The sequence below is a fragment of the Pseudomonas sp. S60 genome, from assembly GCF_016647865.1.
In the GTDB taxonomy this organism is placed as follows: Bacteria; Pseudomonadota; Gammaproteobacteria; order Pseudomonadales; family Pseudomonadaceae; genus Aquipseudomonas; species Aquipseudomonas parafulva.
Genome location: NZ_JACVVH010000062.1, coordinates 1 through 25,963 on the forward strand (window position 1 = coordinate 1; position 25,963 = coordinate 25,963).

The window sequence follows — 25,963 nt, forward strand, 5'->3', positions numbered from 1 at the left end:
ACGTAGGAGCGAGCGCAGCTCGCGATGCGCCGCGCGGGCGGCGCTCGGTCTAACAGGCGCAGAGCGTGTTGTGGCGAACACCTAACGGCCATGATGCACCCTCGAACCGGTGCCTTGCCTGAAGAAGGCGGTGGGGCTGATAGTGCTCACCTTCGGAACATTCCTACACCAGCCAGGCTGGCGATATCCTCCCCCGGAACTTATTCTCCACCACCGGTTCCTAACCCGTTCAACAAGGCCTGACCAGCGGCGTCCGGTGCTTCGGTGGTTTGCAAGTCGAGTAGTCCCCCCGACCCATGTATACTGCGGCATCTAACTGAATGCGCGCGGCTGGAAGCGCCGCGTCACGCCCAATAATCAAACATGCCCGCACGGCACTATCGGAGTTGGTTAAGTCGCATGAAAGCAATCGTTACTGGGATCACTGGTCAAGACGGCGCCTACCTGGCGGAACTGCTGCTGGAGAAGGGCTATACGGTGTACGGCACCTACCGTCGCACCAGCTCGGTTAACTTCTGGCGCATCGAGGAGTTGGGCATCCACACCAACCCTAACCTGCACCTGGTCGAGTACGACCTCACCGACCTGTCGGCCAGCATCCGCCTGCTGCAAACCACCGAAGCCACCGAGGTCTACAACCTCGCTGCGCAAAGCTTCGTAGGTGTGTCCTTCGAACAGCCGCTGACCACTGCCGAAATCACCGGCCTGGGCGCGGTCAACCTGCTGGAAGCCATCCGCATCGTCAACCCGAAGGTACGCTTCTACCAGGCCTCCACTTCGGAAATGTTCGGCAAGGTGCAAGAAATTCCGCAAGTCGAAACCACCCCGTTCTACCCGCGTAGCCCCTACGGTGTGGCCAAGCTGTACGCCCACTGGATGACCATCAACTACCGCGAGTCGTACAACATCTTTGCCACCAGCGGCATCCTGTTCAACCACGAGTCGCCCCTGCGTGGCCGTGAGTTCGTGACCCGCAAGATCACCGACTCGGTCTCCAAGATCAAACTGGGCCTGCTGGACAAGCTGGAGCTGGGCAACCTGGACGCCAAGCGCGACTGGGGCTTTGCCAAAGAGTACGTCGAAGGCATGTGGCGCATGCTGCAGGCTGACGAGCCAGACACCTTCGTACTGGCTACCAACCGCACCGAAACCGTACGTGATTTTGTCACCATGGCCTTCAAGGCAGCTGGCATCGAGATCAACTGGGCCGGTAAGGACGAAGCAGAGCAGGGCACCTGCGCAGCCACTGGCAAGGTGCTGGTAGTGATCAACCCGAAATTCTACCGCCCGGCCGAAGTCGAGCTGCTGATCGGCAACCCAGCCAAAGCGAAAGAAGTACTGGGCTGGGAGCCTAAAACCAGCCTGGAAGAGCTGTGCCGCATGATGGTCGAAGCCGACCTGCGTCGTAACGAAAAAGGGTTCTCGTTCTGATGCAAATGGCCAGCAAGCGCGCGCTAATCACCGGGGTATACGGGTTTACGGGCCGCTATATGGCGGCCGAACTGCGGGCCCATGGTTATGAAGTGATCGGTACCGGGAGCCAGCCACTGGCTGAGCCCGGCTACCACCAGGTTGATCTTACTGATGGGCCTGGCTTGCACGCGTTGCTGGCCGAAGTGCAGCCAGATGTGATTGTGCATCTGGCTGCCATTGCGTTTGTCGGGCACGGCGCTGCCGATGCTTTCTATCAGGTGAACCTGATCGGCACGCGCAACCTGCTCGAAGCCATTGCGGCCTGTGGCAAGGCCCCTGAGTGTGTGCTGGTCGCCAGCAGCGCCAATGTTTATGGCAATGTTTCCGAAGGGATGCTGGACGAGCAGACGCCACCTGCGCCTGCCAACGACTACGCCGTCAGCAAGCTGGCGATGGAGTACATGGCACGGCTATGGTGCGACCGGCTGCCTATCGTTATCACGCGTCCGTTCAACTATACCGGGGTAGGCCAGGCTGAAAACTTCCTGCTGCCCAAGATCGTTTCGCACTTCCAGCGCAAGGCAAGCACCATCGAGCTGGGCAATCTGGATGTGTGGCGCGATTTCAGCGATGTGCGTGCGGTGGTGCGGGCTTATCGCGGCCTGATCGAAGCGCGTGCTGTCGGCCAGACGGTGAACGTAAGCTCAGGCATTACCCATTCGCTGCGCGAAGTGGTCGCCAAGTGCGAAACCATTACCGGCCATACGCTGGATGTGCAGGTAAACCCTGCGTTCGTGCGCGCCAACGAAGTAAAAACCCTGTGCGGCGACAACAGCCGCCTGCGCGCACTGGTGCCTGGCTGGGAAACGCCTGCGCTGGATGAAACGCTGGGTTGGATGCTTGCTGGTAAATGAAGGTCATTCTTTCCGTTGAGCCTGTACGCTTCCCACTGACCGGCATTGGCCGCTACACCTTTGAGCTGGCCAGCCGGTTGCAACACAGCAGTGGCATCAGCCAACTGCGCCTGTTTGCCGGGCGCAGGTTTCTGGCCGAGTTGCCCAAACCGGCTCAGCAATCGGACGCGGTGCACGGGCTCAAGCGCTTCGTGCAGAAAAACGCCCTGGCTGTGGAAGCCTATCGGCGCCTGATGCCCTACCTGCGGCAACGGGCACTGCGCGGGCATGATGACTTCCTCTACCACAGCCCCAACTACTACCTGCCGAAATTTGCCGGCCGCAGCGTGGCCACCTTCCACGACCTGTCGCCGTTCACCTGGGCGCATTGCCACACTCCCCAGCTGGCGCGCTACCTGCAAAAAGAGCTCACGCTCACGCTGGACCGCGCCGATGCGCTCATCACCGACTCGGCCTATACCCGGCAAGAACTGGCAGATTATTTCAACTGGCCCATTGAGCGCATTCACACCGTGCCCTTGGCCAGCTCGCCCGAGTTTCACCCCCGCAGCCCTGCGCAGCTGCGGGAAGGGCTCGCCCGTCACGGCCTGGAGCCGGGCGGCTACAGCCTGTTCGTCGGCACCATCGAGCCGCGCAAGAACCTGCAGAACCTGCTGGATGCCTATGGCCGGCTGCCCCTGGCACTCCGCCGCCGCTGGCCGTTGATCATCACCGGCTACCACGGTTGGCGCAGCGAGGCCATTCATGCCCGCATCGCTGAGGCTCAGCAGCAGGGCTGGGCCCGCTACCTGGGCTTTGCCCCCAGCGAAGACCTGCCCTTGCTGTTCGCCGGCGCCAGGCTGTTCACCTTCCCCTCGCATTACGAAGGCTTTGGCTTGCCCGTGCTTGAGGCGATGAGTTCGGGTGTGCCGGTGGTGTGCTCCAACAGTTCGTCGTTGCCGGAGGTGGCCGGCCCGGCAGCGCTGATGTGCGCGCCGGATGACGTGGAAGGACTGACAGCGCTGTTGCAGCGCGGGCTGGAAGACGAAGCCTGGCGCGACGCAGCCGTGGCGCAGGGCTTGGCGCATGCCTGTGGTTTCTCCTGGGAGCGCTGCGCCCAGGGCACCCTCGAGGTTTACAAAGCGGTCAGGGCACGATGATCAAGGTTCTGCATTTTTTCAAAACGTACTACCCGGACTCCATGGGTGGCATCGAGCAGGTGATCTTCCAGATCGCCGAGGGCACCCAAGCCCATGGCATCCAGCCTGAAGTTTTGTACTTGAGTAGCCGCGGGGCTGCGCGCAAAGAACCCGTGGCCAACCACCTGACCCACCGCTCGAAGCTTGACCTGCATGTAGCCTCCACAGGCTTCTCGCTTTCAGCGTTCAAGGATTTCCGCGAGCTGGCCAGCCAGGCCGACATTGTTCACTTCCACTTCCCGTGGCCATACATGGACCTGGTGCATTTCATGGCCGGCGTGAACAAGCCGACCGTGGTCAGCTACCACTCGGACATCGTCAAGCAGAAGTGGCTGCTCAAGCTATATCAACCCCTGATGAACCGCTTTTTTGCCAGCGTGGATCGGGTTGTGGCGTCTTCACCCAATTACGCCGCCCATAGCCCGGTACTGACGCAGTTCAAGGACAAGGTGTCGATCATCCCTTATGGTCTGGACAGGTCCACCTACCCGCAGGCCAGCGTGGAAAAGCTCGCCTACTGGCGGGCACGCCTGCCACAGCGGTTCTTCCTGTTCGTTGGCGCGCTGCGCTATTACAAAGGGTTGGACTACCTGCTGGAGGCGGCGCGCATCAGCGGCCTGCCGGTGGTGATCATGGGCGGTGGCTTCCTTGAGGCTCAGCTGCGGCAACAGGCGGCGGATGCCGGCCTGGAGCAGGTGCAGTTTCTGGGTGGCCTGCCGGACGAGGACAAGGTGGCACTGCTGGAGCTGTGCTATGCCTTTACCTTCCCGTCGCACCTGCGTTCCGAGTCATTCGGCATTTCGTTGCTGGAGGCCGCCATGTACGGCAAACCGCTGGTTTCCTGCGAGATGGGCTCGGGCACTACCTTCATCAACCTGGCCGGCCAGACCGGCCTGGTAGTACCGCCGCGCGATGGCGCCGCATTGGCACAGGCCATGCAGCGGCTATGGAATGACCCTGAGATGGCGCGGGCCATGGGTGTGAAGGCGCAGCAGCGGTACGAAGAGGTCTTTACGGCATCGGCCATGGCCAGTGCGTATGCCGAGCTCTACCGCAGTTTGTTGTAGCAGCGATACACGGCCAAACAAGGCGCGCAAGCGCTTCAATGGCGCCTGGGCGAATCGAGAACGAATTTCATGGAACGACCCACAATACTCGTTACCGGTGCTAGTGGTTTTGTCGGCGGTGCCCTGTGCAGGCAACTGGCTGACAGCGAACTGGTGGCTACACGTGCGGCCCTGCGCGGTGGCGCAATGGCTCCAGTTGCGGCAATGCCGTCAGTCACTATAAAGGATCTGGACGCAGCCACAGACTGGGCAGCAGCCTTGGCTGGCATCCATGTAGTGGTACACGCCGCCGCACGCGTACACGTGATGCATGAAACTGCTACCGATAGCCTCGCCGAGTTCCGCCGGGTCAATGTGGAAGGTACGCTGAACCTGGCGCGGCAGGCTGCCGCCGCCGGTGTGCGGCGCTTCATTTTCATCAGCTCCATCAAGGTAAACGGTGAAACCAGCCAGCCAGGCAGGCCGTTGCGCGCCGATGACGAGCCCGCGCCCCAGGATGCTTACGGCGTGTCCAAGCACGAAGCCGAGCAAGGCCTACATGCGCTGGCTGTAAGCACTGGCATGGAGGTTGTGGTCATTCGCCCGGTGCTGGTGTACGGCCCCGGGGTCAAGGCCAACTTCCTCAGCATGATGCGCTGGGTGCACCGCGGTGTGCCGTTGCCATTGGGCGCGGTGCACAACCGCCGCAGCCTGGTATCGCTGGCAAACCTGGTTGACCTGATCACCACCTGTATCGAGCACCCGGCCGCAGCGGGGCAGACGTTCCTGGCCAGCGATGGCGACGATGTTTCCCTCAGCCAGCTATTGCGGGCCTTGGGCCAAGCGATGGGCCGGCCAGTAAGGCTCCTGCCGGTACCCGCCGCGCTCTTGAAAACCGCCGCGTCACTGCTGGGCCGTCGGGATCTGGCGCAGCGCTTGCTGGGCTCGCTGCAGGTGGACATCACCAAGAACCGCGAGCTGTTGGGTTGGCACCCTCCTTACACGCTGCAGCAAGGCCTGACCCTGGCTGCCCGACCTTTTCTGGAAGCTCACCACCGATGATTTGGCTGATTGTGATTGCAGGCCTGGCAGCCTGGCTGATGACGGGTGCGCTGCGGCGCTATGCATTGGCTCGCAGCCTGCTGGACGTGCCCAATGCACGTAGCTCGCATACGCTGCCGACGCCGCGCGGTGGCGGCCTGGCGTTCGTCGTTGCGTTTTTGGTGGGTGCACTAGGGCTTGCGCTTTGGGGGGCAGTAGACCCGTCAGCACTGACGGCTGTGCTGGGGGCGGGCGGTTTGGTGGCCGTCATCGGCTTTATGGACGACCACGGGCATATCGCTGCACGCTGGCGCCTGCTGGGCCATTTCGCCGCTGCCGCCTGGGGCCTGGCCTGGATGGGGGGCATGCCACCCATTAATATCTTCGGGTGGCCGTTGCACGCGCTCTGGCTGAGCGTACCGCTGGGCCTGCTGTACCTGGTCTGGCTGCTCAACCTCTACAACTTCATGGACGGTATCGACGGCATTGCCAGTATCGAAGCCATCTGCGTGTGCCTGGGCGGTACGCTGCTGTTCTGGCTGGTGGGCGCGCCCGGTGCGGCCTGGCTACCGCTGCTGCTGGCGGCCACAGTAACTGGCTTCCTGATCTGGAACTTCCCCCCGGCGCGCATTTTCATGGGCGACGCCGGCAGCGGTTTCCTGGGCATGGCACTCGGTTTGCTGGCGTTACTGGCAGGTTGGATAGACCCGCTACTATTCTGGGGGTGGTTAATACTTTTGGGCGTGTTTGTGGTGGATGCCACGTTCACCCTGGGCCGTCGACTGCTGCGTGGCGAGAAGGTCTACGAAGCGCACCGCAGCCACGCCTACCAGTATGCCGCGCGGCGTCATGGCCGCCATCGCCCCGTAAGCCTGGCGGTGGCTGCACTCAACCTCGGCTGGCTGCTGCCGGTGGCTGTGGTGGTCGTGGTATTCAAACTCGAGGGTGCGTGGGGAACCTTGGTAGCCTACGCGCCTCTTATATTGTTGGCGATTGCCTACCATGCAGGGGAAAAAGAATAGGATGCTCCAGCACAGCAGGCGCTTTCAGCGTTCAACAGGGCTTTTGATCCCGCAGCCGCTAGGGTCTTCACCCGAGGTGTTCTTGCCATGAGGAAAGCCGGATGAGCAACGCGAAAAGCGACAGGCTACGCCAGTTCCTGGTCAACCTGTCTCGCCGCCAGAAGCGCCTTATCCAGGTATGCACGGATGTGGTGCTCATCTGGTTTGCCCTGTGGCTGTCATTCATCGTGCGCCTGGGCGTCGACGAAATGTACAACCCCATCGTCGAACACACCTGGCTGTTCATGGCCGCCCCCTGCGTTGCCATCCCGCTGTTCATCCGGTTTGGCATGTACCGTGCTGTCATGCGCTACTTCGGCAACGACGCCCTGGTCACCATCATCAAGGCCGTTACCCTGTCGGCGCTGATTTTGGCGGTGCTGGTGTACTGGCACAGCAACCACCAGGAAGTGGTCCCGCGCTCGATCATCTTCAACTACTGGTGGCTCAGCATGGTCATCATCGGCGGGTTGCGCCTGATCATGCGCCAGTACTTTCTGGGTGACTGGTTCACTGGTGCCCACCAGATTCCTTTTGCCAACCGTGACGATGGCATGATCAAGGTCGCCATCTACGGTGCCGGCACAGCCGGTAACCAGCTGCTGGCGGCCCTGCGCATGGGCCGGGTGATGCGGCCGGTGGCGTTCATCGACGACGACGGTGACCTGGCCAACCGGGTGATTTCCGGCCTGCAAGTGTACAAGCCCAAGCACCTGGAGCAGATGCTGAAAGAAACCGGCGCACAGGAGGTGCTGCTGGCGCTGCCATCCGCCACCCGCGCCAGGCGCCGGGAGATTTTGGCGCTGCTTGAGCCTTACCCGCTCCATGTTCGAAGCGTGCCAGCCTTCGCCGACCTGGCCACCGGGCGGGTGAAGGTGGATGACATCCAGGACGTGGACATCGCCGACCTGCTGGGCCGTGACCCTGTACCCGCCCAGGACGGCCTGCTGGAGCGCTGTGTGCACAAGCAGGTGGTGCTGGTCACCGGTGCCGGTGGCTCCATAGGCGCGGAGCTGTGCCGGCAGATCATCGGCCTTGGGCCCAAGACCCTGCTGCTGCTGGACCACGCCGAATTCAACCTGTACAGCATCCTCAGCGAGCTGGAGCAACGTATTGCCCGTGAGTCGCTGACCGTGCAACTGCTGCCCATTCTGGGCTCGGTGCGCAACCAGCAGCACCTGGCCGACGTGATGGGCACCTGGCGGGTAGACACGGTGTACCACGCCGCCGCCTACAAGCATGTGCCCATGGTTGAGCACAACATCGCCGAAGGCATCCTCAACAACGTCTACGGCACCCTGTGCACAGCCCAGGCGGCGCTGCAGACGGGGGTGGCCAACTTCGTGCTCATTTCCACCGACAAAGCCGTGCGCCCCACCAATGTGATGGGCAGCACCAAGCGGCTGTCCGAATTGATTTTGCAGGCGCTCAGCCGCGAAGCTGCCCCGGTGCTGTACGGCGACTGCAACAAGATTGCCCGGGTGAATAAAACCCGCTTCACCATGGTGCGCTTCGGCAATGTACTGGGCTCGTCGGGCTCGGTGATTCCGCTGTTCCACCAGCAGATCAAGGCCGGTGGGCCGCTGACGGTGACCCACCCCAAGATCACCCGCTACTTCATGACCATCCCCGAAGCCGCGCAATTGGTGGTGCAGGCGGGGGCCATGGGGCAGGGCGGTGATGTGTTCGTGCTGGACATGGGCGAGCCGGTACGCATTGTCGAACTGGCCGAGAAGATGATTCACCTGTCTGGCCTGAGCGTGCGCAGCCCGGCCAACCCCCAGGGGGATATATCCATCGACTTCACCGGCTTGCGCCCAGGCGAGAAGCTGTACGAAGAATTGCTGATCGGTGACGACGTAGCCCCCACCGCGCACCCGATGATCATGGTGGCCAATGAGGACTTCGTGGCGTGGGAGCTGCTGCGCGAACGCCTGACGGCGCTGCTGGCTGCCGTGGCTGAAGACGATTTCACCCGGGTGCGCCAGTTGCTGCGGGAGCTGGTAAGCGGTTATTCACCGCAGGGCGATATTGTGGACTGGGTATACCTGCAACGCCGCCAGGGGCCGGTGGACAGATAAAGACGGCGTGGGGTGTAGGACTACAAGCGCACCCCTGTCAGAGATGCGTTCGGGCCGCTGGTGAGCGGCCCGCAGACTCGCCGAAAGCTCAAACAGGCATCCGCTCCGGGTAAGAAAACCTTTATGGGTGCGTGTCTTAACTGGTAACCGTTCACCCCGCCTACAGCCTGTTTAACGCCGGGTTTCACCGCTAGGGTTGTCTGCGCAGCCGAAGGAAAAGCTGCCGCACACTGATCAACCCTAGGAGTTTCACCATGCGCAACAACGTATTGTCGTACCTGCTGCTGCCCCTGTTCGCCAGCCTGTCGTTTTCCCTCAGCGCCGCACCGGCTAGCACGCCATCGGTGCTGGAGCCGCTACAGGTGGTCGCCCAGCAGCACCCTGAAGCGCTGCCACGTCTGGACATCAACAAGGCCGACGCGGCTACGCTGCAGAAAGAACTGAACGGTATCGGCAAGGCTAAGGCAGAGGCCATCGTGGCGTACCGCGAAGCCCACGGGCCATTTACCTCGGTGGATGAGTTATTGGAAATCAAGGGCATCGGCAATGCGCTGCTGGAGCGCAACCGCGACAAAGTCACCGTGGAGTAACACCGCCCCTGTAGGAGCGAGCGCAGCTCGCGATGGGGTGCAAAGCACCCCCACCCCCGTAGCTGCGCCGCCGCCATCGCCGGGGGCGCTACGCACCCCATCGCGAGCTCTGCTAGCTCTTAGTGTGGGGGATATTTGCGAGGTTGGTTCGGGTACTTCCAATTGGCTGCACGGAATGACCTCGTCCGCCTTTTCCAATGGACATGCCGCCACATGCGCAAATACCTGTGGCAACGGTGGCGTGACCGTTGAGGTCATATGAGGCATCTGACCAGGTTAGGCGTTAAGAAACATCAACTCAGCCGGGTCAGCTTCTACGATTGCGCCTGGAAAGCAGCAGCACATCCGGTCATGCATCAGGCACTGAACAATCAGATGCTGAAACGATGCGGTCTGATCACCGCGCAAGACTTCGCCTCAGCGCAATGCTGAGCAATCCAACCGCCGGATGCGGAAAACCGCACGTCCGGTGGTGAGGGAGGGGTAGCGGGCTGGTCCCGCAACCTCCACCCGATCACTGGGTTGGAGTGCCTGGGGGCGCTTTTAGTGGCGCTTGTTCTTGGCGATTTCGATGTCGTTCATCAGTGCCTTGGCCATGCTCAGCAGGTAATCGGCTGCGCCCAGCATCTTGTGGTCATCTTCCATGTCGCCTTCGAGTACCAGATGCTTGCAGTAGCCTAGCAGCACGGAGACATGTTCATACGCATCGTCTGCCGGAACGCCGGGTTGCACGCGCAGCAGGTCCCGGGTGGGGTTGCCGGCTTCGAGGAAGGTTTCGATGCCTGCGGTGAGGATGGGGGCTTTGTCGTGGTTTTTCATGTTGGAGTTCCAGTGCGTTGGCAGAAACCACAACCTCAATCTTTCTCACGGACAAAGGTGGCAGCCATTACGCGGGGTGAGAAACCGATGCACTGAAAACCGGCCAAGCCGAAGCTTGCCCGCGAATGGCCGCCATGAACAGGAGAGCAGCAGTGCATAGCAGGTTCTCACACCCGGTCGCCAAATCGGCGACCCGGTGAAGTTATCCCTGGGGCATTTCCCCGGCTATTCAGCTGCTTCTGACCGGGGCGTAGGATAGTTCGCTTGTTGCCCAAAGTTGAAGAGGCGGGGAAACGTTTCAGGAAACTCTGACGCGTCAGCCTGCGCGCGCACCTCACGTGGCCGTGGCGCTGGTGAGGGCGGCAGAGTCAGGATTCGACGGTGATTGTGCCGTCTGCATCAATCATCAAAACCGCCATTTTCCATTCGGTGACTTCATCCACGGGTGGGGTCATCACGATTCTGTGATTGCCGAGCAAGATGCGTCCGCACAGGTGCGCCGCTGGGAAATAGCCTTTTTTTGAGTAGTTACGCACTATGACGTCGTATCGCCGCGACGTTAGTTGGTAGATATCAATCGTCTCTTTACCAGGCCCTGTGTGCACATCCCGCTGAAGTAGCGCGTAGTGCGGGGCACCCATGCTGCCTTTGTTCATGTAATTGATCTCGACAGATTGACTGGTCGCATCGGGATCGAAGGCTAGGGCGAGGTCAATGTCTTGTAACGCGGCGTCCCATTCCACCTCCACCGACATCAGTGGCGCGGTCAGGCTTTCGGTTCTGGGGGCATTGGCGCTTGCCGGGGCGCGTGTTGAAGGCAACGACTGCGCGGTAGCGGGCGTCGAAAACAGCGCAGTTTGTAGAAAGGTTTGCAGTTGGGCCGGCGTGGCTGGCGTGGCATTGCCGATGAAGCGTGCGCGGTTTTGAACTTCAGGTTCCACCGCGCTCAACATTTTTGGTTCTTCCACGGGGCCGTGGTTCACAACCAATACAGTGGCGTAGCGGCAACTGCGTGCATAATCGCTGGCGGCGGTAGCGAAGTTGTTCACATTTTGTTGGAGGTAATGCTTGCATTCAACCACCAGGTAAGTGGCGTCGTTGGGGGTGGCGGTACCTCCTTCCCGGAACACCCTGAAGTCTGGCTGAATGGCGCGCTTGCGCTTGGTGCTGGCGCCTACCAGATCGCTGCGTACCTCGCATTTGATTGCGAACTGCTTGCCGTTGTACGCGTAGGTGGCCAACGCGCTTCCACCAAAGGCGAACGACAGCACCTTTCCGCGGGTGTGGAAGGTAAGCTGGCTTGCGTGGGTTTTGGCTACGTTGAGCAGCCGTGTGCCAACCCAAACCGAATACAGCTCGTGGCGCCGTTTCCAGGTTGGCAGTTTCAGTAAGTCGAGCAATTGCTTGTAGGTTTCTTCGACCCACTGTTGCCTGGTCGGGATCAACGCAACGGCCTCATTCAGCGTCGCCAGTAGTGTGGTTTGCTCCGAAGATGCGGTGCTTGCGCGGTGTTTGATGAAGTTGATGCTATCGACGATTTCTACGTCCCAGTAATCAGTCGCGGCAGCCGCTCTGGAAATAGCTTGTTTCTCTTCCTCGCTGAAATCTTGCCAACGTCCTTCTGGCCTTATACGGCTGTAATTAGCCTCTCGTGATTCACCATAGACGCGGCACAGTTGCAGAAAGTCTGCCACCACCGTTTCCAGCGCAAGCAATGGGGCACGGAATCGTGCCGGAACAGGCGTGGCATTCACTTGGGGTGTTAGCGGAAGGCGATCGTCGCGGTCGCCCAAGCTGGGGTAGTCCAGGGTGCGGAGAATGCTGTAAATCTCACTGCGTTGTTCTTGCGACAGCGATACAAAGCGGCTAACACATACTCTACGGGTGCGCTCTTCATCTACGCGGAACTCTTCCAAGGTCTGTTTCAGATGGCTATCAGTCACTGCGTCATAGCTGAAGTCGATAGTCAGGTTGCGCTCACCCAAGGTGGCTTCAGCCATGACCAGCGTGTCGAGAATCTCGCCCATCATCGCCGCAAAACCTTTTTGGGATTCCAGCACGGCCACCAGCAAGCGTTCTACCGTTACAGTCGGTGCCGCTGCCTGTTGGTCGGCTTTCAGCAGGGATTTAACGCTAGGGTAGGCGGACGGGGTGCCGTGGGCGGGGTCTAGATGCCGGAGTACCTCCAACTCCATATCGGCATCACGTCCGGGTATTTTCTTCAGGTTCAGCTCTAGGCCTGCATCCTTAACTAGGTGGTTCCATAGCTGGCTGGGTGTGACTTTTTTTCCGCTGGGCATGGCGCATCCTTGGCGTTTGCAAATAATCAACGCCTTTAATGCCACAACTCAGCGCGATGTCAATGTGCCATTGGTCGTGATCCCCGCATTTTCGGGCATTGCCGGTAACCCAGGCGCACATTTTGAGGCGTTGTCTTGGGTTGGCGAACCCCAGGAGTGTTCACCATGCGTAATACAGCGGCGGTTGCCAAACCGGTGCCGATAATCAGCCAGCAGCTGGTGCAGCAGCCGCAGCGGCTGGACCTGAACAAGGCCGCTGCCCTGACCCGGCAAAAGGAACTGACCGGTATCGGCAAAGCCAAGGCAGAGGCCATCGTGGCGTACCGCGAAGCCCACGGGCCATTTACCTCGGAAGATGAGTTATTGGAAATCAAGGGCATCGGCAATGCGCTGCTAGAGTGCAACCGCGACAAAGTCACCGTGGAGTAACACCACACATGTAGGAGCGAGCGCAGCTCGCGATGGGGTGCAAAGCACCCCCACCCCCGTAGCTGCGCCGCCGCCATCGCCGGGGGCGCTACGCACCCCATCGCGAGCTACGCTAGCGCCTACACAAACACATACCGCTCAACGGTTCTGAGCATCCTTGGCATCCGCCTCGGCATTGCGCTCATGCACCTTGCGCAATTGCTCCTCGGTAAGGGGCAATTTCTTGGCCGTGTCGCGCAGCATCATCAGCCCGCCGACGATGGAGCCAAGGGCTACTAACAGGATCAGCCAGGCATACCAGGGCATTGTCGTTCTCCTTACGGGATGGCAGCGTAGTTACCGGTTTTGATCGGCAACGCAGTTGGTTGGTTCAATGGTACAACCGTGGCGCGCTTCACCGCTTGGCCATTTCCATCAACCGCAGCCCCCAACCCTGCACCACATCGTTTACAATGCGCGCCGTTTTCGACTTGCCAAGAGACCGTGCCCATGTCCGCCTGCCAGACGCCCCTGATCGTCGCCCTGGATTTCCCCACCCGTGAGGCCGCCCTGAAGCTGGCTGACCAGCTAGACCCCGCGCTGTGCCGGGTGAAGGTTGGCAAGGAGCTGTTCACCAGCAGCGCTTCGGGCATTGTCGAAACCCTGTGTGAAAAGGGCTTCGAAGTGTTCCTGGACCTGAAATTCCACGACATCCCCAACACCACGGCCATGGCGGTAAAAGCAGCGGCAGAAATGGGCGTGTGGATGGTGAACGTACATTGCTCGGGCGGCCTGCGCATGATGGCGGCGTGCCGTGAGGAGCTGGCCAAGCGCAGCGGCCCACAGCCGTTGCTGATCGGCGTGACCGTGCTTACGAGCATGGAGCGTGAAGACCTGGCCGGCATCGGTTTGGACGTTGACCCGCAGGAGCAGGTGCTGAGGCTGGCTGCGCTGGCGCAGAAGGCCGGCATGGACGGCCTGGTGTGCTCGGCACTGGAAGCGCCAGCACTGAAGGCGGCGCACCCAGGCCTGCAACTGGTAACCCCAGGCATTCGGCCGGCGGGCAGTGCCCAGGACGACCAGCGCCGCATCCTTACCCCGCGCCAGGCACTGGATGCAGGTTCTGACTACCTGGTAATCGGCCGCCCCATCAGCCAGGCTGCTGACCCGGCCCAGGCCCTGGCAGCGGTGGTTGCCGAAATTCGCGGCTAAGCTGCCGCGATAATAGCGGGGCTGCACAGCAGCCCCACGCATTCACACCTTCAGCACCAGCTTCCCGAAGTTTTCACCGTTGAACAGCTTCAACAGCGTCTCAGGGAAGGTTTCCAGCCCCTCCACCACGTCTTCCTTGCTCTTGACCTGCCCGCTGGCCAGCCAGCCGGCCATTTCCTGCGCCGCCTTGCCGTAATCCTTGGCATGGTCCATCACCACAAAGCCCTCCATGCGTGCACGGTTTACCAGCAGTGCCAGGTAGTTGGCCGGGCCCTTCACGGCTTCCTTGTTGTTGTACTGGCTGATGGCGCCGCAAATAACGATACGCGCCTTGAAGTTGATGCGGGTAAGCACGGCATCCAGAATCTCGCCGCCTACGTTGTCGAAGTAAACGTCCACGCCTTTGGGGCACTCGCGTTTCAGGCCTGCCAGTACGTCTTCGGCCTTGTAGTCGATTACCCCGTCGAAGCCCAGTTCGTCTTTCAGGTACTGGCACTTCTCTTTGCCGCCAGCGATGCCTACCACGTGGCAGCCTTTGATCTTGGCGATCTGGCCCACAATGCTACCCACCGCACCGGCAGCGCCAGAAATCACCACCGTGTCACCGGCCTTCGGCTGGCCCACTTCCAGCAAGGCGAAGTAGGCTGTCATACCGGTCATGCCCAGCGCGGACAGGTAGCGGGGCAGGGGTGCCAGGTTGGGGTCGATCTTGTGCAGGCCCTGAGCGTCACCGGTGAAGTAATCCTGCACACCCAAGGCCCCGCCAACATGGTCGCCGGGCTTGAAGCCCGGGTGGTTGGAGGCAATCACTTCGCCCACACCCAGGGCGCGCATTACCTGGCCCAGGGCCACCGGGGGGATGTAGGACTTGCCTTCGTTCATCCAGCCGCGCATGGCCGGGTCCAGTGACAGGTACAGGTTACGCACCAGCACCTGGCCTTCGCCGGGCTGTTCGGCGGGCACCGTTTCGTAGCCGAAGTCATCGCGGCGCACGGCGCCGACCGGGCGTTTTACGAGCAGGAAGCGGCGGTTGGTCTGGGTCATGATGGCTCCTAGAGAAGAATGAAAGGATCAGACGGCCAATTTACCTTGTTGATGAAACGCAGTGGGTAACATCACTGACAAGCATGGTGTCACAAATGCTCATGTGATGATGCTGCCCGCTCGGTCAACGGCTGACTATGCTCTGGGCTCCTTCACATCCTCACAGGAGCAGGCGATGAGCATGAGTTTTGCGGGCCAGGTGGCCCTGGTCACCGGTGGCGGCGCCGGTATTGGCCGGGCGACGGCCCTGGCATTCGCCTGCGAGGGCTTGAAAGTGGTTGTGGCTGACCTGGATGCCGTGGGCGGCGAAGCCACGGTGGCGCAAATCCGCGCCGCAGGCGGCGAGGCCCTGTTCATCGAGTGTGACGTAACCCGCGAAGGCCAGGTGCGCCAAATGCACGAACACCTGATAGCGGCCTATGGCCGGCTGGACTATGCCTTCAACAATGCCGGCATCGAGATCGAGCAGGGCCGCTTGCCCGAGGGCAGCGAAGCACAGTTCGACGCGATCATGGGGGTAAACGTGAAGGGGGTATGGCTGTGCATGAAGTACCAACTGCCACTGCTGCTGGCCCAGGGCGGCGGCGCCATCGTCAATACCGCCTCGGTGGCGGGGCTGGGGGCGGCGCCCAAAATGAGTATCTACAGTGCGTCCAAGCATGCGGTGATTGGCCTGACCAAGTCGGCAGCCATCGAGTACGCCAAAAAAGGTGTGCGGGTAAACGCCGTGTGCCCCGCCGTTATCGACACTGACATGTTCCGGCGCGCCTACGAAGCCGACCCGCGCAAGGCAGAGTTTGCCGCCGCCATGCACCCGGTGGGGCGTATTGGCAAAGTCGAAGAAATTGCCAGCGCCGTGCTGTACCTGTGCAGCGACGGGGCGGCATTCACTACGGGCCATTGCCTGACGGTGGACGGTGGAGCCACGGCGATCTGAACCTGCAGCGCTGACGATGTCGCTGACGGGCAACATTCCCGCGCCCCAGCTTTCATTCAGCATGCCAGGCGACCTCCGGCAAGCTGTTAGCGACACGTTCATAGCTATTTGACACTATTCTGACGTCAGGCCCTTGTTCCGGCGCTGACAACGTTGCCACCCTTGGCCTTCGGCATAACCTGACACACAGAAGGGGAATGGGCATGGGCGCAAGCAAGCAGGGTGTGTTGGCCAACCTGGGCATGGCCCGCAAACTCACCCTGGGGTTCGCCCTGGTGCTGTTGCTGACCCTGGCCGTGGCTGCCATTGGCATTGCTGCCCTGCACAGTGTTGGCCAGCGCTTCGACAGCCTGAGGCAGTTGGCGCAGTTCAACACCGACCTGCTGCGGCTGCGCCAGCATGAGCAGTCTTTTGCCCTTAGCTCCGACATCAAGCAGGCCGAGGCGTTGCGTGGTGGCCTCAAGGGCCTGGCCGAGCGCGCGCGCGAACAGCCGGCGCTGGCGGCAGCGGAAACCGACCTGGCGGCCTACGGCAAGGCGTTCGAGGCGTTCGTAGGTGCAGTGCAGGCCAAGGAGCTGGCGCTGGATACCGCCAGTTGGTCGGTATCGAGTGTGGCCAACAACCTCGATGTGCTGCAGTCAGGCCTGGCCGACGATGGGGTGTACACGCTCAAGCAGTCCCAAGGGCAGCAGGGTGGCGAGTTTCTGGAGCAGGCCGCCCAGGTTGCCCAGGTGTCGCGCCTGATGTTGCAGGCCATGGATGAAGCGCGGGTACGCCTGGACAAAAGCCGCAAAGGTGAGGATGACGTGAGCCAGGCGCGCATCCCGCAAACGGTCGAAGCTGCAGCCCTCGTGACCCAGCTGCAGGCGGCGGTGACCGATAGCGGTTACCAAAGCGTGCTCAACGAAGTGGCGGGGCATATCGGAAGTTTTTCGGAAAAGCTCAATGAATACACCGATCAGCTGGCGCTGGAGCAGGGCCTGAAGGGCCAGTTGCAGGCCAGTGCCGAACAGGTAACCGGCCGCGTGGACCAGGCCTACCTGGGGCAGGAGCAGGCCCTGCAGGGTGACCTGCAACGCAACGCAGTAGCGATTGCCGTGGCCACGGGGCTGGCGTTGCTGGTGGGCATTCTGGCCGCCTGGCTGATTACCCGCGCCGTGGTCGGCCCGCTCAAGCACGTGATCGCCCGCGCCCGGCGCATTGCTGACGGCGAACTGGCATTCGAGGCACCGGCCCCGCGCCGTGACGAGGTGGGGCAATTGATGCAGGCCATGCAGCAGATGGCGGCAGGGTTGTCGGGCATCGTCAGCGGGTTGCAGCAAGGTATCGAGCAACTGGCCGGCAGTGCCCAGGCGCTGTCGGCCGTGACCGAGCAGACCAACCGTGAGGTGGGCAGCCAGAAAGAAGAAACCGAACAAGTGGCCACCGCCATGCAGCAGATGACGGCGACCGTGCATGATGTGGCGCGCAACGCCGAAGAGGCCGCGCAGGCGGCCCAGGCGGCGGATGAGAAGGTGGATTCCGGGCAGCAGGTGGTGCGCCAGAGCATGCAGCGTATCGAGCAGTTGGCGGCAGCGGCAGAAACGGCCAGTGCCGGCATCGACAGCCTCAGTTCCGAAATTCACACCATCGGCGATGTGCTGGAGGTGATCAAGAGCGTGGCCGAGCAGACCAACCTGCTGGCGCTGAATGCGGCCATCGAGGCAGCCCGCGCCGGTGAGCAGGGGCGGGGCTTTGCTGTGGTGGCCGACGAGGTGCGTGCGCTGGCGCGGCGTACCCGGCAGTCCACCGAGCAGATCGAAACCCTGGTGGCCAGCTTGCGTGGCAACGCCCAGCAGTCGGTGGCCCAGATCAGGGGCAGTACCGAGCTGGTACGCCTGGCGGTGGCCGATGCGCTGCACACTGAAAGTGCCTTGGGCAGCATTGCGGCTGCGGTGTCATTGATTCAGCAGATGAACCAGCAAATAGCGGCAGCGGCAGAGGAACAGAGCTCGGTGGCTGAAGAAATCAGCCGCAGTGTCACGCAGATTCGCAGCAGCGCCGACCAGGCGGCGCTGGCCATGCAGGGCAGCGCCAGGTCGAGTGTGGAGCTGGCACAGTTGGGCACCGACCTCAAGGGCATGGTGGGCCACTTCCGGTTGTGACCCGTGTCAGCTGCGGCGGGGGTTGAGGATCACCAGTGCCAAGACCCCGGCCACGATGCCCCAGAACGCCGAGCCGATCGAGAACAGCGTCAGGCCCGACGCCGTGACCATGAAGGTGATGACCGCAGCTTCTCGTTCGCGGGCCTCGCTCATGGCCACGGTCAGCCCGTTCATGATCGAGCCGAACAGGGCTAGCGCGGCAATCGACAGCACCAGCTCTTTGGGCAGGGCGGCAAACAGCGCGGCCAGCGTTGCGCCGAATACCCCGGCGATACCATAGAACAGCCCGCACCACACCGCAGCGGTATAGCGTTTGCCAGGGTCTTCATGGGCGTGCGGGCCTGTGCAGATGGCCGCACTGATCGCCGCCAGGTTGACCCCGTGGGACCCGAACGGCGCCAGCAGCAACGAAGCAAACCCCGTGGCGGAAATCAGCGGGGAGGCCGGGGCCTGGTAGCCGTCGGCGCGGAGCACGGCCACACCCGGCATGTTCTGCGAGGTCATCGCCACGACGAACAAGGGGATGCCGATGCTGATGGTGGCGGCCAGCGAGAAGCTGGGGGTGGTCCACACCGGCTTCGCGACTTCCAGGTGGAAGCCGCTGAAGTCCAACAGGCCCAAGGTGCCGGACAACGCAGTGCCCACCACCAGCGCCGCCAGTACGCAGTAGCGCGGCGACAGGCGTTTGACCAGCAGGTAGCTGAAGAACATGCCCAGCACCAGCAAGGTACGGTGCTGCGCAGCGACGAAGATCTCACTGCCGATCTTGAACAGGATGCCGGCCAGCAGCGCCGAGGCCAGGGACGCCGGAATGCGTTTGACCAGCCGCTCGAAGCTGCCAGTCAATCCGCAGGCCAGCACCAGCAAGGCGCAGGTGATGTAGGCACCGATGGCTTCGCCGTAACTCACCCCACCCAGGCTGGTGATCAGCAGCGCTGCGCCAGGTGTAGACCAGGCCACGGTAATGGGGGTGCGGTAGCGCAGTGACAGGCCGATGCTGCACACTGCCATGCCAATCGACAGCGCCCAGATCCACGACGAGATCTGCGCGGTGGTCAACCCGGCTGCCTGGCCGGCCTGGAACATCAATACCAACGAGCTGGTATAACCGGTCAGCATGGCAATGAAGCCGGCGACAATGGCCGATGCCGAGGTATCGGCCAGGGGCCGCAGGCGGGCGGGGGTGGCATGGGGCATGAACAAAATCCTTGTCAGGGTGTAAGCAGTTTTTTCAGACTACCGCCAGCCGCGGCGAGGTTTGTCATACAGCGGCGATTGCTTTTAACCGTACAGTCGCCAACTATTGGGCGCTATTGCACAACTGCTTTGCAGGGGGAAGGGTGATGTACAAGGTGTATGGCGACTACCAGTCGGGCAACTGCTACAAGGTCAAGCTCATGTTGAGCCTGTTGGGCCGGCCCTGCGAGTGGCACCCGGTAGACATTCTCAAGGGCGAAACCGAAACCCCGGCGTTTCTGGCGATGAACCCCAACGGCAAGGTGCCGGTTCTGGAGCTGGAAGACGGCACCTACCTGTGGGAGTCCAACGCCATTCTCAACTTCCTCGCCGATGGCAGCGAGTTCTTGCCCACCGAGCCACGCCTGCGCACCCAAGTGTTGCAGTGGCAGTTTTTCGAGCAGTACAGCCATGAGCCGTACATTGCCGTGGCCAGGTTCATCCAGTTCTACCTGGGCTTGCCCGAAGCGCGGCTGGAGGAGTACCGCAAACTGCACAAAGGCGGCTACAAGGCACTGCGCGTGATGGAGCGGCAGCTGCAGATGACCCCCTACCTGGTGGGCGAGCAGTACTCCATTGCCGACGTGGCGCTGTACGCCTACACCCACGTCGCCCACCAAGGCGGCTTTGACCTGGCGGATTACCCGGCGGTACGCGCCTGGCTCGAGCGCGTCAGCAGCCACCCGCGGCATGTGCCGATGGTGGGATAAGGGGCGGCCCCAGCGTTAGCCGGCAGCGAAGCGTTCATCCAGGTAGGCGATGATGGCCTTGGATTCATACATCCAGGTCACCTTGCCATCTTGCTCGATGCGCAGGCACGGTACCTTTACCCGGCCACCGCCTTCCAGCAGCGCTTGGCGGTGCTGTGGGTCGTTCTTGGCGTCACGCAGGGCCACCGGCACATTCAGGCGGTGCAGGGTGCGGCGGGTTTTAACGCAGAACGGGCAGGCATGAAACTGGTACAGCGCCAGCCCCTTGGCCGCCTCGGCGACGCGGGCCTGGGCTGCCGGCTCGCGCTTGAGCTTGGCTGGGCGGCTGATCAAGTCTGCGAAGACGATGAGCTGGCCGAGGCCAACCCGCAGGGCTTTGACGATCATGGGGCAACTCCTGAAATGAAAAAGCCGACCTGGCATGGGTCGGCCTGGGGCTTGCAGCCAATCACTTGATCAGGCTGAGGAACTCGCTGCGGGTGGACGCGTTTTCGCGGAACTCGCCCAGCATCACCGAAGTGATCATGCTGGAGTTCTGCTTCTCTACACCGCGCATCATCATGCACATGTGCTTGGCTTCGATAACCACCGCAACGCCTGCTGCCCCGGTAACCTGCTGCACGGCCTCGGCGATCTGGCGGCTGAGGTTTTCCTGGATTTGCAGGCGGCGGGCGTACATGTCGACAATGCGCGCCACCTTGGACAGGCCCAGCACCTTGCCTTTGGGCAGGTAGGCCACGTGGGCCTTGCCAATGAAAGGCAGCATATGGTGTTCGCACATCGAGTACAGCTCGATGTCCCGGACCAGTACCATTTCGCTGTTGTCAGAGCTGAACAACGCGTTGTTGGTCACTTCTTCCAGTGTTTGTTCATAACCGCGGCAAAGATACTTCATCGCCTTTGCAGCCCGCTTGGGCGTGTCGAGCAGGCCCTCACGGGAGACGTCCTCGCCAATCTGGCTGAGGATCTCGGTGTAGTTCTGTTCCAGGGACATGGATCTACCTGTTGGAAAAATCGCAAAAACGAAGGTTACGGCGGCGAGGGCGGCGCTGCAAGCGCGGCGTTACTCGTCCCGGCCTTCGAGCATGGTTCGTTTGAGCATCACGTAGACGGCCCCGGTGCCGCCGTGGCGGGCATTGCAGGAGGCGAACCCGAGCACCTGGGGGTGCTGGCGCAGCCAGGTGTTGACGTGGCTCTTGATCATGGGGCGCTTGCCGTCCAGCCGCGCCGCTTTGCCGTGGGTCACGCGTACGCAGCGTACTTCGAGGCGTGTGGCTTCGGCGATGAAGGCCCACAGGGTTTCCCGGGCCTTTTCCACGGTCATGCCGTGCAGGTCAAGGCTGCCTTCGAACGGGATCTGCCCCAGCTTGAGTTTGCGCAACTGGGTTTCCTGCACACCGTCACGCCGCCACATCAGCTCGTCCTCGGCGCCCACGTCGATGACGAACTGGTCGGACATACCATCGATGACCAAGGCTTTGTCGCTGCGCACAGTAGCCGACTGGCGCAGGCCGGCCAGTTGCTGGCGATCGGCCTTGGGTTTGCCGACCTCGGCCCTGTCGTGCTTGATCGGCTTGACACCGCGCACTTCGGCTTTGAACAGGGAAAAATCGTCGTCTTGCATGATGCCTCCACGTGGGCCGCGTAGTTTACGCGACTGCGCAGTGCAATGCGGAGGTCAATCGTGCTTTTTCATCAGGTGTGGCGACAGGTTCAGCTCCCGCGAACGGCGCAGGCGGATGCGGCTGAGCCGCCAGAACCGCACGCCCAGCCATAACAGCAGCAACCCTGCGGCGGTCAGTACACCTGCCAGCGGTTTGTTGGCATTGAGCTCTGCCAGGGCCGGGTAATTGCCCAGCAGGCCGGCGACGCCGGCCATGGCCAGCAGCACGCCGAGCGTTGCCAGCAGGGCCGAGAGGGCAGCCCCCAGACGGGCGCCCCAGTGACGCGGTTGGCGCGGGCGCAAGCGCTTGGCGTCGATACTGCCTTTGAGCTTCATCCCGCTCTCCTCTGTGCCTGTGGGCAGTTGGACTTGCACCGACCCCGCGGGTTCCGCGCGCTCAGATCAGGCTGGCGGTGGGCGCCACGCAGGCGAAGTTGTCGGCCATCACGGCCATTTCACACTGGTGGATCTGTGCAGCCGGGATCACCCCTTCCTTGAACGCCAGGTCGCGAGTGGCCGAGGCATCTTCCACCAGGGTACAGCGGTAACCATAGTCCTTGGCCCGGCGCACGGTGGTGCTGACGCTGGAATGGCTCATGAAGCCGCACACGATCAGGTCCAGGTGGCCCAGCTCCTGCAGCGTTTCATGCAGCTTGGTGTTCTTGAACGCGTTGGGCATGCGCTTTTCAATGATGGTTTCGCCTTCCAGCGGCTCCAGCCCGGGGATGAACTGGCCGGCCGGGCCCTGCGGGTCGAAGCGGCCGCCCACGGTACCCAGGTGGCGAACATGGATGATTGGCCGGCCGCTTTTACGCGCGGCGTCGAGCAACCGGGCGATGTTGGCCACGGCCTCGTCCATGCCCGACAGCGCCAGGGGCCCGCTAAGGTACTCCTTTTGCGCATCGATGATGATCAGGCTGGCATGGCTCAGCCTGGCCGGCGGGTAATCGCGGCCAGTGAGGCGGAACATCGTGGTTGGAACGGACATCAAGGGCTCCTTGGTGTAGGGCTTTCATGGGCCTATTCTCCCCTGCCTGCGCGCCAATGGGAATGGTTGACATCGCAAGTGGCGTCGTTACTGGCCTGTGGCTACCTCGCAGGCGATCCGAGGGAACAAATCAGCGGCTTGGGCTGTTAGACTTTTGTACGGTCTGAATTAGGAGTACCCCGTGATCACATCCCGTCTGCGCACGCTGCGCGACTACATCCGTTGGGCGGTCAGCCGCTTCCACGAACATGAGCTGTTCTTCGGCCACGGGGCCGACAACGCCTGGGACGAGGCGAGGCTGCTGGTGCTGGGGGCGGTGCACCTGCCGTGGGAAGTGGCCGACAGCTACCTGGACTGCATGCTCGAAGACGCCGAGCGTGTGCAATTGCAGCACCTGCTCAAGCGCCGTATCGAAGAGCGCGTACCCACGGCGTACCTGCTGGGCGAGGCCTGGTTCTGCGGCATGGCGTTCATCGTCGACGAACGTGTGCTGGTGCCGCGCTCGCCCATCGGCGAACTGCTGGAAAACCGCCTTGAGCCGTGGCTGGCCAGCGAGCCTGCACGCATTCTGGACCTGTGCACCGGGTCCGGTTGCATCGGTATTGTGGCGGCGGACGTGTTCCCCCAGGCCGAAGTGGTACTGGGCGACCTGTCGTTCGAGGCCCTTGAAGTGGCCAACCAGAACATCGAGCGGCACGGCCTGGACGGGCGAGTGTACACGGTGCAGGGCGACGGCTTTGCCGGGCTGCCAGGGCAGCGCTTCGACCTGATCCTGTCCAACCCGCCGTACGTCGACGCCGAAGACTTCGACGACATGCCTGCCGAATACCACCACGAGCCTGAGCTTGGCCTGGCCTGCGGTGCAGACGGCCTGGACCTGGTGCGGCGCATGTTGGCCGAGGCGGCTGACCACCTCACTGAAAAAGGCTTGCTGATTGTGGAGGTGGGCAACAGCCAGGTGCATGTCGAAACCCTATACCCGGAAGTGGACTTCGCCTGGCTGGAGTTCGAGCGCGGGGGCCATGGGGTGTTCATGCTCACCGCCGAGCAGTGCCGCCAGCACCAGGCGCTGTTCGCTTCCAAGGTCTGAACCGCGTGGGGGCTGTGCCGCAGCCCCCTGTTGGCTAGCGCGTGGCGATCCAGATCAGCAGGCCTGCCTGGAACAGCGCGAACGCTACCAGGCAGGTGATGGTGAAGCGCAAGCCGCTGTCTTCGCGCTGGTACTTGGCCACGCGCTCGTCGCGTTCGCGCAACTGGGCGCTGGTTTCCTGCAGTTGCTGCTCTGCCTGTTGCAACAGTTGCGCAGCCTCCAGAATGCCCACCTGCTGAACACGCTCGCTGTTCCAGGTGGTTGGCAACTGCCCGGCAGTGGTTGCCACAGTGTGGCCCTTGAGTACCTGGCCTTCTTCGTATTCCACTTCCAGGCCCGCGCCGCGCAGGCAATGGTCACGGCGCAGGCGTGATTCCTCCTGCAGGGCGTCCTTGCTGGGCAGCTTGAATTCATCCACCTGGTAGCCGGGCCACTTGCGTTTGAGCCATTGCGCGGCCTGTGCCAGCAAAAAACGCCCTAGGCCGCGGTTCACCGGTTCCAGCTGCAAGCCGTGTTCATCCCCGATGCGCACCCGTTTTTCACGGTGGTCCACGCGAATGTCCAGGCGGTTCTGCCCTTTGTGCACCTTCTGGCCGGGCAGCTGAATGTGCATGCGCAGCAGGCTGTGTTGGGTGTCGTGGCGCTCGGCATGGCCGAACTGCACGTAGCGCAGTGGCCGTGGGCCGGTGGCCCGGTCGATGGGCAGGGCGGCCAGGCGCAGCAACTGGTAATGCTCGACGGCCAAATCCGCCCAGGGCAGGGCGGGGGTTGGCTGGGGGTCTTCGGCCGGCTCTGTGGCAGTAGGTGTTGTGGTCATCAGGGCATGTCCTTGGCTATGCCTGCTGTATCGGCAGGCATGCCGCAGACCTGAGGCCGGGCATTAGGCTGGCGGCAGGTGCTGGATGAACGTGACGATCTGCTCGCCCAGCTCCCGGGCCAGTGGCAGCTCGGGGTTCAGGTAGCTGTCGCGTTGCTGGCTCATGCTTTTGGGGCTGATGCGCAGCATGTGGTTCATGCCGTCAATCAGTACCAGCTGGGCATCGGGCTTGGCCGCCTTCAGGCGTTCGGCGTCCGCCACATCCACCTGCACATCGTTGCGCCCCTGCACGATCAGCGCCGGCACGGTGAGGCGTGCGAAGGCCTGGGCCGGGTTCTGGCGGAACAGTGTGATCAGGTAGGGCTGCACGCTGGGGCGGAACACCTGGCGCAAGGGCGCCGGCACGTCCAGGCTGGTCTGGCCGGCCTGCAGGCGGTCCAGCAGTTCGCTGCCACGGGCGAGTTGAGCGGGGGGCAGGCGTTCGGCCAATTGCTCGCGCAGTACGTCAGCCATGGGCCGGCCGCTGCCGGCCAGGCTGATCACCGCGCTGGCACCGGCCTGCTCGGCAGCAAGGCTGGCGATGAGTGCGCCTTCGCTGTGGCCGATGAGAATCAGCTGGCCGAAGCGTGGGTCGGCTTTGAGCTTGTGGCTCCAGGCCACGACATCGGCTACGTAGCGCTCCACGCTGAGGTCGCGCTCGTCTGGGGTGGCGGGTTGGCTGGCGGCCACGCCGCGTTTGTCGTAGCGCACGCTGGCGATGTGTTGGTTGGCCAGCAGCAGGGCCAGGCGCTTGAGGTTATCGACCCGGCCGGAAGCGGGGTTGTTGCCGTTACGGTCGGTGGGCCCTGAGCCCGCGATGATCAGCACCACCGGCGGTGGCGTGGCCTGCTGGGGCAGCAGCAGGCTGCCGTGCAATATGCCTTGGCCGGTATCCAGGTCGATGGGGCGCTGCAGGACGGTAGGGGTGGCGGCCTGGGCCAGGCCAGTGAACAGCAGGAACAACAGGGCGACAAGGCGCGGCATGGTGCGGGGCTACTTGGGTAGGGGGATAGCACTTTGACCTTACGCGTAGTGGAAGGTTCTGCGCGGGCCCGCCACGCCACACGCCCTGAATGTAGGAGCGAGCGCAGCTCGCGATGCGCCGCGCAGGCGGCGCTCGGTCTAATAGGCGCAAACCCTCTTGAGCCGAACACCTGGCAGCCTTCATGCAATTTCAGCCTGGGACCCTCACCGGTAGAACGCGGTTGGGTTGGGAGGTGGTCAGCGTTACA

27 protein-coding genes and 1 pseudogene are annotated in these 25,963 nt (G+C 62.4%); 16 read left to right on the forward strand and 12 right to left on the reverse strand.

Translation table 11 applies throughout. From position 1 onward, the window contains the following. Nucleotides 1–399: 399 nt before the first annotated feature. The 9 genes from gmd (at nucleotide 400) to IAE33_RS24825 (ending at nucleotide 9,576) form a co-directional block, all read left to right on the forward strand. Nucleotides 400–1,431, forward strand: coding sequence for a GDP-mannose 4,6-dehydratase (gene gmd, locus IAE33_RS22115; protein WP_201165204.1), 1,032 nt, complete (start codon nucleotides 400–402; stop codon nucleotides 1,429–1,431). After that, a complete protein-coding gene (locus tag IAE33_RS22120) occupies nucleotides 1,431–2,327 on the forward strand; it encodes a GDP-mannose 4,6-dehydratase (protein ID WP_201165206.1) in 897 nt (298 codons plus the stop codon). The genes gmd and IAE33_RS22120 overlap by 1 nt, the downstream gene beginning before the upstream one ends. Continuing rightward, complete coding sequence (locus IAE33_RS22125; RefSeq protein ID WP_201165208.1) at nucleotides 2,324–3,466, forward strand: glycosyltransferase family 4 protein; 1,143 nt, start codon at nucleotides 2,324–2,326, stop codon at nucleotides 3,464–3,466. The genes IAE33_RS22120 and IAE33_RS22125 overlap by 4 nt, the downstream gene beginning before the upstream one ends. Beyond that, complete coding sequence (locus tag IAE33_RS22130) at nucleotides 3,463–4,572, forward strand: glycosyltransferase family 4 protein (RefSeq protein ID WP_201165210.1); 1,110 nt, start codon at nucleotides 3,463–3,465, stop codon at nucleotides 4,570–4,572. The genes IAE33_RS22125 and IAE33_RS22130 overlap by 4 nt, the downstream gene beginning before the upstream one ends. 69 nt (nucleotides 4,573–4,641) lie before the next feature. Further along, the gene (locus IAE33_RS22135) at nucleotides 4,642–5,613 is read left to right on the forward strand and encodes a UDP-glucose 4-epimerase family protein (protein ID WP_201165212.1); all 972 of its coding nucleotides are present in this window, start codon (nucleotides 4,642–4,644) and stop codon (nucleotides 5,611–5,613) included. Beyond that, nucleotides 5,610–6,614, forward strand: a complete 1,005-nt coding sequence (locus IAE33_RS22140) for an MraY family glycosyltransferase (RefSeq protein ID WP_201165214.1) — start codon at nucleotides 5,610–5,612, stop codon at nucleotides 6,612–6,614. The genes IAE33_RS22135 and IAE33_RS22140 overlap by 4 nt, the downstream gene beginning before the upstream one ends. Nucleotides 6,615–6,715: 101 nt before the next feature. After that, on the forward strand, nucleotides 6,716–8,734 hold the full coding sequence (locus IAE33_RS22145; RefSeq protein WP_201165215.1) for a polysaccharide biosynthesis protein: 2,019 nt from the start codon (nucleotides 6,716–6,718) through the stop codon (nucleotides 8,732–8,734). A 254-nt stretch (nucleotides 8,735–8,988) separates the two neighbouring features. Continuing rightward, nucleotides 8,989–9,324, forward strand: a complete 336-nt coding sequence (locus IAE33_RS22150; RefSeq protein ID WP_201165217.1) for a ComEA family DNA-binding protein — start codon at nucleotides 8,989–8,991, stop codon at nucleotides 9,322–9,324. Nucleotides 9,325–9,459: 135 nt separating this feature from the next. Then, nucleotides 9,460–9,576 carry a hypothetical protein gene (locus IAE33_RS24825; protein WP_328804904.1) on the forward strand — a complete coding sequence of 39 codons (117 nt, stop codon included), beginning with the start codon at nucleotides 9,460–9,462 and terminating at the stop codon, nucleotides 9,574–9,576. Between the two features lie 291 nt (nucleotides 9,577–9,867). Here the strand turns inward: IAE33_RS24825 and IAE33_RS22155 are convergent, their stop codons facing one another. Together IAE33_RS22155 and IAE33_RS22160 are read right to left on the reverse strand one after the other, a co-directional pair. Continuing rightward, nucleotides 9,868–10,143: a DUF3077 domain-containing protein gene (locus tag IAE33_RS22155; protein WP_201165219.1), complete on the reverse strand. Its 276-nt coding sequence runs from the start codon at nucleotides 10,141–10,143 to the stop codon at nucleotides 9,868–9,870. A gap of 368 nt (nucleotides 10,144–10,511) precedes the next feature. Continuing rightward, complete coding sequence (locus IAE33_RS22160) at nucleotides 10,512–12,443, reverse strand: hypothetical protein (RefSeq protein ID WP_201165221.1); 1,932 nt, start codon at nucleotides 12,441–12,443, stop codon at nucleotides 10,512–10,514. Between the two features lie 165 nt (nucleotides 12,444–12,608). Between IAE33_RS22160 and IAE33_RS22165 the strand changes: the two genes are divergently transcribed. Next, the gene (locus IAE33_RS22165) at nucleotides 12,609–12,872 is read left to right on the forward strand and encodes a ComEA family DNA-binding protein (protein WP_201165224.1); all 264 of its coding nucleotides are present in this window, start codon (nucleotides 12,609–12,611) and stop codon (nucleotides 12,870–12,872) included. Between the two features lie 138 nt (nucleotides 12,873–13,010). Here IAE33_RS22165 and IAE33_RS22170 read toward each other — a convergent pair whose 3' ends face one another. After that, nucleotides 13,011–13,178, reverse strand: coding sequence for a DUF2897 family protein (locus tag IAE33_RS22170; protein ID WP_201165226.1), 168 nt, complete (start codon nucleotides 13,176–13,178; stop codon nucleotides 13,011–13,013). A 183-nt stretch (nucleotides 13,179–13,361) separates the two neighbouring features. Between IAE33_RS22170 and pyrF the strand changes: the two genes are divergently transcribed. Further along, nucleotides 13,362–14,063, forward strand: coding sequence for an orotidine-5'-phosphate decarboxylase (gene pyrF, locus IAE33_RS22175; RefSeq protein WP_028634735.1), 702 nt, complete (start codon nucleotides 13,362–13,364; stop codon nucleotides 14,061–14,063). Nucleotides 14,064–14,105: 42 nt separating this feature from the next. Here pyrF and IAE33_RS22180 read toward each other — a convergent pair whose 3' ends face one another. Further along, nucleotides 14,106–15,107: an NADP-dependent oxidoreductase gene (locus IAE33_RS22180; protein ID WP_201165227.1), complete on the reverse strand. Its 1,002-nt coding sequence runs from the start codon at nucleotides 15,105–15,107 to the stop codon at nucleotides 14,106–14,108. Nucleotides 15,108–15,282: 175 nt separating this feature from the next. Between IAE33_RS22180 and IAE33_RS22185 the strand changes: the two genes are divergently transcribed. From IAE33_RS22185 to IAE33_RS25045, 3 genes and pseudogenes are all read left to right on the forward strand, one after another. Continuing rightward, nucleotides 15,283–16,044, forward strand: a complete 762-nt coding sequence (locus IAE33_RS22185; protein ID WP_028634737.1) for an SDR family oxidoreductase — start codon at nucleotides 15,283–15,285, stop codon at nucleotides 16,042–16,044. Nucleotides 16,045–16,799: 755 nt separating this feature from the next. Then, nucleotides 16,800–17,327, forward strand: a pseudogene (locus IAE33_RS25040) (HAMP domain-containing protein); the annotation flags it as partial. Beyond that, a complete protein-coding gene (locus IAE33_RS25045; protein ID WP_442967399.1) occupies nucleotides 17,325–18,188 on the forward strand; it encodes a methyl-accepting chemotaxis protein in 864 nt (287 codons plus the stop codon). The pseudogene IAE33_RS25040 and the gene IAE33_RS25045, both read left to right, overlap by 3 nt. A 6-nt stretch (nucleotides 18,189–18,194) precedes the next feature. Here IAE33_RS25045 and IAE33_RS22195 read toward each other — a convergent pair whose 3' ends face one another. After that, nucleotides 18,195–19,385 carry a benzoate/H(+) symporter BenE family transporter gene (locus tag IAE33_RS22195; RefSeq protein WP_201165229.1) on the reverse strand — a complete coding sequence of 397 codons (1,191 nt, stop codon included), beginning with the start codon at nucleotides 19,383–19,385 and terminating at the stop codon, nucleotides 18,195–18,197. 146 nt (nucleotides 19,386–19,531) lie between these two features. Here IAE33_RS22195 and IAE33_RS22200 point away from each other — a divergent pair, with 146 nt between their 5' ends. After that, a complete protein-coding gene (locus tag IAE33_RS22200) occupies nucleotides 19,532–20,134 on the forward strand; it encodes a glutathione S-transferase family protein (RefSeq protein ID WP_028634740.1) in 603 nt (200 codons plus the stop codon). Between the two features lie 15 nt (nucleotides 20,135–20,149). On the opposite strand, the gene IAE33_RS22205 is transcribed toward IAE33_RS22200, so the two are convergent. The 5 genes from IAE33_RS22205 to IAE33_RS22225 all read right to left on the reverse strand — a co-directional run bounded on the left by IAE33_RS22205 (nucleotide 20,150) and on the right by IAE33_RS22225 (nucleotide 22,785). Then, the gene (locus IAE33_RS22205) at nucleotides 20,150–20,521 is read right to left on the reverse strand and encodes a glutaredoxin family protein (RefSeq protein WP_201165233.1); all 372 of its coding nucleotides are present in this window, start codon (nucleotides 20,519–20,521) and stop codon (nucleotides 20,150–20,152) included. A gap of 61 nt (nucleotides 20,522–20,582) precedes the next feature. After that, nucleotides 20,583–21,128, reverse strand: a complete 546-nt coding sequence (gene folE / locus IAE33_RS22210) for a GTP cyclohydrolase I FolE (RefSeq protein ID WP_028634742.1) — start codon at nucleotides 21,126–21,128, stop codon at nucleotides 20,583–20,585. A gap of 69 nt (nucleotides 21,129–21,197) precedes the next feature. Continuing rightward, nucleotides 21,198–21,758, reverse strand: a complete 561-nt coding sequence (locus IAE33_RS22215) for a Smr/MutS family protein (RefSeq protein WP_028634743.1) — start codon at nucleotides 21,756–21,758, stop codon at nucleotides 21,198–21,200. Nucleotides 21,759–21,812: 54 nt separating this feature from the next. Beyond that, on the reverse strand, nucleotides 21,813–22,133 hold the full coding sequence (locus tag IAE33_RS22220) for a hypothetical protein (RefSeq protein WP_201165234.1): 321 nt from the start codon (nucleotides 22,131–22,133) through the stop codon (nucleotides 21,813–21,815). A gap of 61 nt (nucleotides 22,134–22,194) precedes the next feature. Continuing rightward, complete coding sequence (locus IAE33_RS22225; protein WP_201165235.1) at nucleotides 22,195–22,785, reverse strand: cysteine hydrolase family protein; 591 nt, start codon at nucleotides 22,783–22,785, stop codon at nucleotides 22,195–22,197. A 181-nt stretch (nucleotides 22,786–22,966) separates the two neighbouring features. Here IAE33_RS22225 and prmB point away from each other — a divergent pair, with 181 nt between their 5' ends. Continuing rightward, nucleotides 22,967–23,875 (forward strand): 50S ribosomal protein L3 N(5)-glutamine methyltransferase, encoded by a 909-nt coding sequence (gene prmB, locus IAE33_RS22230; protein ID WP_201165236.1) that lies wholly within the window; start codon nucleotides 22,967–22,969, stop codon nucleotides 23,873–23,875. 34 nt (nucleotides 23,876–23,909) lie between these two features. On the opposite strand, the gene IAE33_RS22235 is transcribed toward prmB, so the two are convergent. Together IAE33_RS22235 and IAE33_RS22240 are read right to left on the reverse strand one after the other, a co-directional pair. Further along, complete coding sequence (locus tag IAE33_RS22235; RefSeq protein ID WP_201165237.1) at nucleotides 23,910–24,692, reverse strand: hypothetical protein; 783 nt, start codon at nucleotides 24,690–24,692, stop codon at nucleotides 23,910–23,912. Between the two features lie 63 nt (nucleotides 24,693–24,755). Further along, nucleotides 24,756–25,715, reverse strand: coding sequence for an alpha/beta hydrolase (locus IAE33_RS22240; protein WP_060481577.1), 960 nt, complete (start codon nucleotides 25,713–25,715; stop codon nucleotides 24,756–24,758). Nucleotides 25,716–25,963: the final 248 nt, after the last annotated feature.

Coding starts and splice junctions, on each gene's coding strand:
- IAE33_RS22205 (WP_201165233.1), bottom strand. CDS start 20,521: ATGATCGTCAAAGCCCTGCGGGTTGGCCTCGGCCAGCTCATCGTCTTC.
- IAE33_RS22120 (WP_201165206.1), top strand. CDS start 1,431: ATGCAAATGGCCAGCAAGCGCGCGCTAATCACCGGGGTATACGGGTTT.
- IAE33_RS22180 (WP_201165227.1), bottom strand. CDS start 15,107: ATGACCCAGACCAACCGCCGCTTCCTGCTCGTAAAACGCCCGGTCGGC.
- IAE33_RS22155 (WP_201165219.1), bottom strand. CDS start 10,143: ATGAAAAACCACGACAAAGCCCCCATCCTCACCGCAGGCATCGAAACC.
- gmd (WP_201165204.1), top strand. CDS start 400: ATGAAAGCAATCGTTACTGGGATCACTGGTCAAGACGGCGCCTACCTG.
- IAE33_RS22130 (WP_201165210.1), top strand. CDS start 3,463: ATGATCAAGGTTCTGCATTTTTTCAAAACGTACTACCCGGACTCCATG.
- IAE33_RS22200 (WP_028634740.1), top strand. CDS start 19,532: ATGTACAAGGTGTATGGCGACTACCAGTCGGGCAACTGCTACAAGGTC.
- IAE33_RS22135 (WP_201165212.1), top strand. CDS start 4,642: ATGGAACGACCCACAATACTCGTTACCGGTGCTAGTGGTTTTGTCGGC.
- IAE33_RS22195 (WP_201165229.1), bottom strand. CDS start 19,385: ATGCCCCATGCCACCCCCGCCCGCCTGCGGCCCCTGGCCGATACCTCG.
- IAE33_RS25045 (WP_442967399.1), top strand. CDS start 17,325: ATGGCGGCAGGGTTGTCGGGCATCGTCAGCGGGTTGCAGCAAGGTATC.
- IAE33_RS22125 (WP_201165208.1), top strand. CDS start 2,324: ATGAAGGTCATTCTTTCCGTTGAGCCTGTACGCTTCCCACTGACCGGC.
- IAE33_RS22145 (WP_201165215.1), top strand. CDS start 6,716: ATGAGCAACGCGAAAAGCGACAGGCTACGCCAGTTCCTGGTCAACCTG.
- IAE33_RS22140 (WP_201165214.1), top strand. CDS start 5,610: ATGATTTGGCTGATTGTGATTGCAGGCCTGGCAGCCTGGCTGATGACG.
- IAE33_RS22235 (WP_201165237.1), bottom strand. CDS start 24,692: ATGACCACAACACCTACTGCCACAGAGCCGGCCGAAGACCCCCAGCCA.
- IAE33_RS22170 (WP_201165226.1), bottom strand. CDS start 13,178: ATGCCCTGGTATGCCTGGCTGATCCTGTTAGTAGCCCTTGGCTCCATC.
- pyrF (WP_028634735.1), top strand. CDS start 13,362: ATGTCCGCCTGCCAGACGCCCCTGATCGTCGCCCTGGATTTCCCCACC.
- IAE33_RS22215 (WP_028634743.1), bottom strand. CDS start 21,758: ATGCAAGACGACGATTTTTCCCTGTTCAAAGCCGAAGTGCGCGGTGTC.
- IAE33_RS22150 (WP_201165217.1), top strand. CDS start 8,989: ATGCGCAACAACGTATTGTCGTACCTGCTGCTGCCCCTGTTCGCCAGC.
- folE (WP_028634742.1), bottom strand. CDS start 21,128: ATGTCCCTGGAACAGAACTACACCGAGATCCTCAGCCAGATTGGCGAG.
- IAE33_RS22160 (WP_201165221.1), bottom strand. CDS start 12,443: ATGCCCAGCGGAAAAAAAGTCACACCCAGCCAGCTATGGAACCACCTA.
- IAE33_RS22225 (WP_201165235.1), bottom strand. CDS start 22,785: ATGTCCGTTCCAACCACGATGTTCCGCCTCACTGGCCGCGATTACCCG.
- IAE33_RS22240 (WP_060481577.1), bottom strand. CDS start 25,715: ATGCCGCGCCTTGTCGCCCTGTTGTTCCTGCTGTTCACTGGCCTGGCC.
- IAE33_RS22185 (WP_028634737.1), top strand. CDS start 15,283: ATGAGCATGAGTTTTGCGGGCCAGGTGGCCCTGGTCACCGGTGGCGGC.
- IAE33_RS22220 (WP_201165234.1), bottom strand. CDS start 22,133: ATGAAGCTCAAAGGCAGTATCGACGCCAAGCGCTTGCGCCCGCGCCAA.
- IAE33_RS22165 (WP_201165224.1), top strand. CDS start 12,609: ATGCGTAATACAGCGGCGGTTGCCAAACCGGTGCCGATAATCAGCCAG.